Genomic DNA, 6,519 nt, shown 5'->3' with positions numbered 1-6,519 from the left:
CGCCGGACACAACCCCGGCGTCCACGGGGCGGTCCTCACCGAGGCCCTCGCCTCCCGGTTCTCGGTACAGATCCAGGTCGGCTCGGACTACGACCTGGCCGCCGCCTTGAAGATCAACCGGACCGCGGTGCGCATCGCCCGGAACCTCGCCACCCTCCAGCAGGCAGGCGACACCGGGTGGGCCCCACAGCTGCGTGAACTGATCGCCTTCCAGAAGATCGCCGATGTGCTCGGCACCGAGGCAGCCTTCGCCAACCTGGTCGGCATCGCCCCGCTGGAAGACCGCGACACGGTCGCCGAGATCGTCACCGAGGCCATCGGCCGCCCGGTCACCGCCCTGGCCCTGGGCCGCCAGCTCTGACACCCCCACCCATCGCCCTCTGTTCCGGCGCCAGCACACCCCACCGCTCTCCTGGAAGGGACCGACCCGCCATGCCCGCACACCCGCACGTGATGCCCACCCCGCCCGTCCTGACCGAAGCCGAACGCGACCTGGCCCGCTGGGAGGACGACGGCGGCCCCACCGCAGAACCCTGCCCGCGCCCGCAGGCCGGACAGTGGCTGCGCATCGCCGCCGCCCTGAGCGAGCGCCTCCCCGAACTGACGGGGCGCGAGGACGTGCTCGTCACCTGCGAAGAACACACCCGTTCCGGAGCTCCGGCCGCCTTCTTCCCGACCCTGGCCTGTCTGGAGATCGACCGGGCGCTCTTCGCCCCCCTGCACCCGGTCACCATCGACCCGACGCGCTCCGGCGACGAGGAGCGCTACCCGGTCGCCTGGGGCGCCTTCACCCACGAGGCCGCGCACGCCGCGCACAGCCGCTGGACCACCCCGCCCCCACTACGCGGCACCGCCCTGGATGCGGCGGCCCAGCTGCTGGAGGAATCCCGCGCCGAAGGCGCCCACCTTTCCCGCCGCCCCGCAGACCGCCGCTTCCTGCGAGCCGCCGTACACACCCTGGTCCTCGGGGACTTCACCAGCCAGACCCCCACCGACCGGTGGCAGGCCGCAGCGGCGGCCGGGCTGATCCTGGCCCGCCGGGACGCCGGAATCCTCGACGAGGACGAGACCGAAGTACTGGAGAACACCGTCACCCACATCCTCGGCAAGGACCTGCTGGCAACTCTCGCCCGGATCTGGAGGGCCGCCCACGCCACCGCCGACGAGGACGCGCAGGGCATGCTGGCGCACGCCGAGGCCTGGTGCCAGGCGCTCGGAGCCGACCCCGCAGGCCCCGAACCGGCCCCCGACCCCACCGGCCGCAGGGGCGAGCTGGCCGAGGCGATCGGCAAGGTCATCGGCGCGGTGGCCGCGAACGAGGCCGCCCAGGCCGCAGCCCAGGCGCGCGTCGAGGCCGCCCGCACCGCCCGCAGGCAGGCCAAGGCCGCCCAGGCCGCCCACGCGCGGCAGGCCGCGAAGACGGCCGAGAAGGTCTTCGCACCCGGCGGCCGCCCCCACACCCCCGGCAAACCCGTCAAAGGCCAGCGCGGCCGGTCCCCGGTGACCGGAACCCGGCCCCCGAGGGCAGCGGAGAAGGCGGCGGCCGGGCAGCTGGCGCGGGCGTTGCGGGCCGCCGCCTACCGGGAACGCACCACCACCGTCACCCCTTCGATGGCCCCGCCCGGACGCCTGAACATGCGCCAGGCCCTGGCCCGGGACGCCCAGCAGGCCGCAGGCGCCACCCCGACCGCGACCCCCTGGATGCGCACCGTGCACCGGCCCAGCCCCACCCCGCCGCTGCGGGTGGGCATCGCGGTGGACGTCTCCGGCTCCATGAGCCTGGCCGCAGCGCCGATCGCCTCGGCCGCCTGGATCCTCGCCAAGGCCGCAGCCCTCACCGACCCCGACTCGCGCAGCGCCACCGTCGCCTACGACCGCTCCCTCACCGCGATCACCGCGCCCGGCCGCGCCCCCACCCGGGTGAGCGAGTTCGACGCCAGCGGCATGGGCCACAGCCTCGCCGAGGCCATCGACGCCCTGGAAGCCGGAGTCGACCTCACCCGGCCGGGCACGGGCCGCCTGCTGGTGATCGCCTCCGACGGCTACTACCACCCCGACGAGGCCCTCCACGCTGCCGGACGCATCGCCGCCCTACGGCAGGCGGGGTGCGCGGTGCTGTGGCTCGCCTTCGACCCCGACCCCCACCCCCTGCCCGGCGCCACCCTGCTCCACCTCACTGACCCGGCCCAGGCCGCCGCCGCCATCGGCCAGGCCGCCACCGCCGCCCTGGCCACCGTCCAGCCCTGACCGCCGTGCCGCCCCGGGCACCGTCCCGGGGCGGCACCCCCAACCGACCACCGATCACCGACCGCCGTACCCGAAGGAGTCCTCCCGCCATGGCATCGCTTGCCGAACGCGCCCACGCCGCCGCCGCATTCATCCGCCACCACAACGTCATCAGCCTGCACGGCCCCTACCGGGCAGAGGAACACGCCCGCACCGCCGTCCGCCTGGCCGCCGCCCTCGGCCTCGGCCTGGACCAGATCACCACCAACCCGGACTGGCTGCGCCGCCGCACCACACCCGGCGAGCCCGTACTGGCCACCGCCACCTGCCCCGACACCGGCGAGACGTACACCTTCCTCGCCCGCACCCCGCTCTACGACGACGAACCCTTCGAACTCCTCGGCCCCTGCCCCCAGTGCGCCGGAACGGTGCCCCTCGCCGAGATCAGGCACCTGGCCGACCTCGGCACCCACTTGGCCCACCCGCCCCTCAAGCCCGAGGAGCTCATGCACACCGACACGCTGCCGGACACCTTCACCCGCGACGAAGGCCACACCTGCACCTGCCCCTACGGCGAAACCCTCTGACACCCCAACCATCCGCTCTACAGGAAGGAACTCGCCATGACCGAACGCTTCAGCCGTGTCCGCGGCACCGCAGCCCGGGTCAACGCCCCCTCCACTCCATCCAGTTCAGACTCCACCTACCGGCGCGCCCCAGGAGAGAAGGCCCTGCGAGCGGCCCTCGGCGAGGACGGCTACCGGCTCCTCACCCGCCACCGCCAGGAGCGCGGCACCGCGCTGGGCGAGCTGGCCGATCTGGTCGTCAGCACCGCCCGCGAGGCCGACCGGCTCCACGGCAAACTGCGCCGCCACGCCGCCCACGTACGCGACCGCCTCGACGACACCCTCAACCCCCGCCTGGACCCGGCCTTCGTCCCGGTCACCGGCCTGCTCACCAGCACCGGCCACACCACCGACCTGCACGCCGCGCGCTTCGCCCAGCAGATGAACCAACTCGCCCTGGTCCTGGAGAGCTACCAGGCCGCCGCGCGGCGTATCCGGGCGTGACCGGGCGCAGTTGACCACGCGGGGGCCCCGCGACCGGGCCCCCGCCCCACCCGAAACCCGCCACGTCGGGCCGGGGCACCGCACCGGCCCGCCCATCCGGAAGGACTTCCACCATGCCCGGTACCGGTCAGCCACCATGCCCCCTGCTGGTGCACCACCTCCTCAGCCACGCCCGCGCCCTCCTCGCCGCCGCCGCAGACGAGGAAGTTCCGCCCCTCGCCGCGCTGTTGGCCCGCGCAGCGGACCACCTGCCGGACGAGGACCGCGCCAGTCTGGACCCGCCCGCCCTCGCCCGGGTCGTAGCGGAATCCGCCGCACAACTGCTGGCCTGCACCCGCACCCCCATCAGCCTGGGCGATCCGAACCTGCAGCACTGCCTGCAGGCACTCGACCGGCTGCCCCGGTCGGCCCGCACAGGCCTCCTCACGGCGGCCGTCCGACGCACCGCCCCCGACCCCGACGACACCCCGCCGCCCACCACCGTCCGTGTTCTCACCCCGGTCGGCCAGCCGACCGCCCGACGCGGCCCGCAGAGGCGCTGCCCGTGCTCGTGCAACAGCGGCGGCTTCTGCGGCGGTTGCGGACACGCGGGCTGCGGAGGACGGCGATGAACCGGCACACCGTGCACAACCACGGTGAACCGCCGCGGCGCAGCCTCACCCACGACGACGGCGCCGAGCCCGAGGCCAACGGCCCGTACGCCGACGTCGCCGACCCGCACACGGGCGCCGTACGACTGTGCGCCGAGATGTGCACGATCTGCATCTTCCGCCCCGGCAACCCGATGCACCTGCAGGAGGGCCGGGTCACCGACATGGTGGCCGAGGCTCGGGAACGCGAGGGACACATCACCTGCCACAGCACGCTGGGAACCGACACCCCGGCCATCTGCCGCGGCTACGCCGACGGCCCCAACCAGGGCCGCAGCCTCGCCCTGCGCCTGGCCCGCGCCCTGGGCACACTGCACGAGGTCACCCCGCCATGACACCCCCGAACACGCCGGGGCCGGGCACCCGCCTGCTCGCCGAGCAGCTCGGCAGCGACGCCCCCGTGACCATGCTGACCGCCCGCCACCCTCCCGGTGACCCCCTCCACCGCCTGGCCCGCGCCCTGTGCCAGACCGCCACCGACCTGGACGCCGCGTACGCACAGGCGCAGCAGGCCGGCCGCGAGCTGCGGGCGCTGCGCGGCCGGCTGGCCACAGGAACCGAAGGAGCCGACGACGTGAGCCAGAAGATCAGCTCCTCGGCTGCCGAGCTGGAGCTCATGCTCGAGCGATGCGAGGTGAGTGACACGGCCCTGGTCCGGCTTCTTGGCGTCTACCAGGACATCGCCCCGGCGCCCGGAGCGAACCGGCGGGCGGCCCCTGCGGCACGTGACTGAGCGGCCGGCAGTCCCCGGCGGGCCGCTGAGCAACGTCAGCGGTGGATCCTGGCGCAGGGTGTGCCATCCGTTTTGTTGAACTGGATGCACAGCCAGGTGCCGTCCCGGAAGCTTCGGCCCTTCAGGTTCCAGCCGACGTTGGAGAACTTCGTCATTCCCGCAGTGACCGGAGTCGCGTCCTTCCATCTGGTGATGTCGGTCCGCTGGCCCTTGTAGACCGTGTACAGGCGGGCCCGGACACCGGTGCCGTGGCCCTCCATCCAGCCGCCCGCCCGCTTCACGGACAGGCCCTTGCCCTTGATGCTCAGCCCTACCTTGCCATCCGTGACCTCGCGTCCGCGTGTGCGGGAACGGTCGCGCAGGCCAGGAAGAGGAACGCCGCTGCGGCGGTCATCATGTGCTTCATGGTTCGTCCAAGAGGAAGTGTGATGTGGGCAGTTCGGTGCCCGGAAGGTGATCACCCAAGGAGGGGTGAGGGGGACAGAGCCGCAACGGGCCGCGCCACGTTTCGGGAGAACACCGCGGCGCTCGGCGCCGTCGGCCAGACGGTGACGGCAACTGCTGCGCGGGGCCGCCCCGCGGCGTGTTGCCGGGCGGCCGACGCCGCCTACCTGACGCGCTGCGCACAGGTCACCGGGACCTGCCCGCCGGCAACGATGTACCAGTTGTAGCCGTCCCTGCCGCACTTGCGGTAAAGCGGCCCGTCGTTGGTGCGTCCAAGGGCGATGATGCAGAACCTGTTCGTGATCACATCGCCGCGGTGGACGTAGCGGACGACGGGGGAGTCGGGCCGGGCGACCTTGGCGCCGCCCTCTGGCATACGTACGGCGACCTTCTTGCCTGTGATCCGAATCTTGCAGTGCGTCGCTTCAGCCTTGCTCTGGGCAAGGGCCCCGGCCGGGACGGACGGCGTGAGGACCCCGCACCATGCAACAAGGCCCAGCAGTGCGGCGGTGATTGGACGCAGACGGATTCGGATACGAGACGGGGCCATCTCCTGCTCCTTTGGTCGAAGTCATACGCGATACGGCGCTCCGCATCGCGTCTGCAAGCGGTGGGCCGGGACATGCCTGCCGTGTTTCTCCCAACGAGCGACGTATGTGCGAAGCAGTGAGATATCACCTGAAGCAGTGGAATGTGCTCTCATGGACATCAAGATAGTGCGAATAGGTAAGAATCCGTGCATTCCTCGACTCGGCGAGCTGACTCGCAGATAAGAACCGCCCGTTGCACCGCCGCTACGTCATGAGCGTGCTCGTAGCCGCGTTGTTTGCGCTGTCGGCTTCCACGGTCGCCGCGCCGGTGCATATACCCGCCGCACAGGTGGCGCCAAGATAAAAACCTGCCGCATCAACGGGTCCTCGCGCCGGTGCGCGCCAAGCCCCACAGAACGCGGCGGTGCTCGGCACCGTGTACAAGGGGCAACACCTGCACGGGGCATGGCTGGGCCGAGGGCGACGGGGCGTCGGTCAAGGTCACGATCAAGCGCACGGGTGTCTCGCCCACCTGCATGTCCATGCAGTGGGCCGAGTCGCTGTACCGGCCCGCACGGTTGGATGAATTCGAGGCCAGGCACGCTGAATAGGTGGCAGCCAGTCAGGTGAACCCATCAACCGCCACGCTCACCCTGGCCGGAGAATCACCGCCCGCCGCACAAGGGGCTCGTCGGCGCCATCAACGCCGAGTCCGTGGGACGTTCGATGTTTAACGACTGCATCACAATCGTGATCCCAGCGGAGCCAAGAGGTGCGCCTGGCGTCGAGCGCGGACGTGCCACGACTGACGTCGTATCAGGCATTTTGTACGAGAGTGTCAACGCGATCTCCCTCCCCACGGGGAG

Annotated in this window: 8 protein-coding genes and 1 pseudogene; 7 read left to right on the top strand and 2 right to left on the bottom strand. The window is 72.1% G+C overall.

Features of this window, described 5'->3' with window-relative positions; translation table 11 throughout:
• The 7 genes and pseudogenes from ABD357_RS36295 to ABD357_RS36265 form a co-directional block, all read left to right on the top strand.
• A pseudogene (locus tag ABD357_RS36295) lies at window positions 1-361 on the top strand (AAA family ATPase); the annotation flags it as partial.
• A gap of 71 nt (window positions 362-432) precedes the next feature.
• Window positions 433-2,247, top strand: a complete 1,815-nt coding sequence (locus ABD357_RS36290; protein WP_344395539.1) for a VWA domain-containing protein — start codon at window positions 433-435, stop codon at window positions 2,245-2,247.
• An 89-nt stretch (window positions 2,248-2,336) separates the two neighbouring features.
• Window positions 2,337-2,813 (top strand): hypothetical protein, encoded by a 477-nt coding sequence (locus tag ABD357_RS36285; protein ID WP_344395538.1) that lies wholly within the window; start codon window positions 2,337-2,339, stop codon window positions 2,811-2,813.
• Between the two features lie 36 nt (window positions 2,814-2,849).
• On the top strand, window positions 2,850-3,296 hold the full coding sequence (locus ABD357_RS36280; RefSeq protein WP_344395537.1) for a hypothetical protein: 447 nt from the start codon (window positions 2,850-2,852) through the stop codon (window positions 3,294-3,296).
• Between the two features lie 113 nt (window positions 3,297-3,409).
• Window positions 3,410-3,907 (top strand): hypothetical protein, encoded by a 498-nt coding sequence (locus ABD357_RS36275; protein WP_344395536.1) that lies wholly within the window; start codon window positions 3,410-3,412, stop codon window positions 3,905-3,907.
• Complete coding sequence (locus ABD357_RS36270) at window positions 3,904-4,281, top strand: hypothetical protein (protein ID WP_344395535.1); 378 nt, start codon at window positions 3,904-3,906, stop codon at window positions 4,279-4,281. Before ABD357_RS36275 ends, ABD357_RS36270 begins: the two co-directional genes overlap by 4 nt.
• Window positions 4,278-4,679, top strand: coding sequence for a hypothetical protein (locus ABD357_RS36265; RefSeq protein ID WP_344395534.1), 402 nt, complete (start codon window positions 4,278-4,280; stop codon window positions 4,677-4,679). The genes ABD357_RS36270 and ABD357_RS36265 overlap by 4 nt, the downstream gene beginning before the upstream one ends.
• A gap of 35 nt (window positions 4,680-4,714) precedes the next feature.
• Here the strand turns inward: ABD357_RS36265 and ABD357_RS36260 are convergent, their stop codons facing one another.
• Window positions 4,715-4,960, bottom strand: coding sequence for a hypothetical protein (locus tag ABD357_RS36260; RefSeq protein ID WP_344395533.1), 246 nt, complete (start codon window positions 4,958-4,960; stop codon window positions 4,715-4,717).
• A gap of 326 nt (window positions 4,961-5,286) precedes the next feature.
• Window positions 5,287-5,673 carry a hypothetical protein gene (locus ABD357_RS36255; RefSeq protein WP_344395531.1) on the bottom strand — a complete coding sequence of 129 codons (387 nt, stop codon included), beginning with the start codon at window positions 5,671-5,673 and terminating at the stop codon, window positions 5,287-5,289.
• Between the last annotated feature and the right edge of the window lie 846 nt (window positions 5,674-6,519).

This window comes from Streptomyces vastus, assembly GCF_039532825.1.
In the GTDB taxonomy this organism is placed as follows: domain Bacteria; phylum Actinomycetota; class Actinomycetes; order Streptomycetales; family Streptomycetaceae; genus Streptomyces; species Streptomyces vastus.
Note: the sequence above shows the minus strand (reverse complement) of the source record. Positions and strands in the feature narration are given on the sequence as shown.

Bases quoted from the DNA above. Each gene is read 5' to 3' on its own strand.
- ABD357_RS36290 (WP_344395539.1), top strand. From the start codon at position 433: ATGCCCGCACACCCGCACGTGATGCCCACCCCGCCCGTCCTGACCGAA.
- ABD357_RS36285 (WP_344395538.1), top strand. From the start codon at position 2,337: ATGGCATCGCTTGCCGAACGCGCCCACGCCGCCGCCGCATTCATCCGC.
- ABD357_RS36280 (WP_344395537.1), top strand. From the start codon at position 2,850: ATGACCGAACGCTTCAGCCGTGTCCGCGGCACCGCAGCCCGGGTCAAC.
- ABD357_RS36275 (WP_344395536.1), top strand. From the start codon at position 3,410: ATGCCCGGTACCGGTCAGCCACCATGCCCCCTGCTGGTGCACCACCTC.
- ABD357_RS36270 (WP_344395535.1), top strand. From the start codon at position 3,904: ATGAACCGGCACACCGTGCACAACCACGGTGAACCGCCGCGGCGCAGC.
- ABD357_RS36265 (WP_344395534.1), top strand. From the start codon at position 4,278: ATGACACCCCCGAACACGCCGGGGCCGGGCACCCGCCTGCTCGCCGAG.
- ABD357_RS36255 (WP_344395531.1), bottom strand. From the start codon at position 5,673: ATGGCCCCGTCTCGTATCCGAATCCGTCTGCGTCCAATCACCGCCGCA.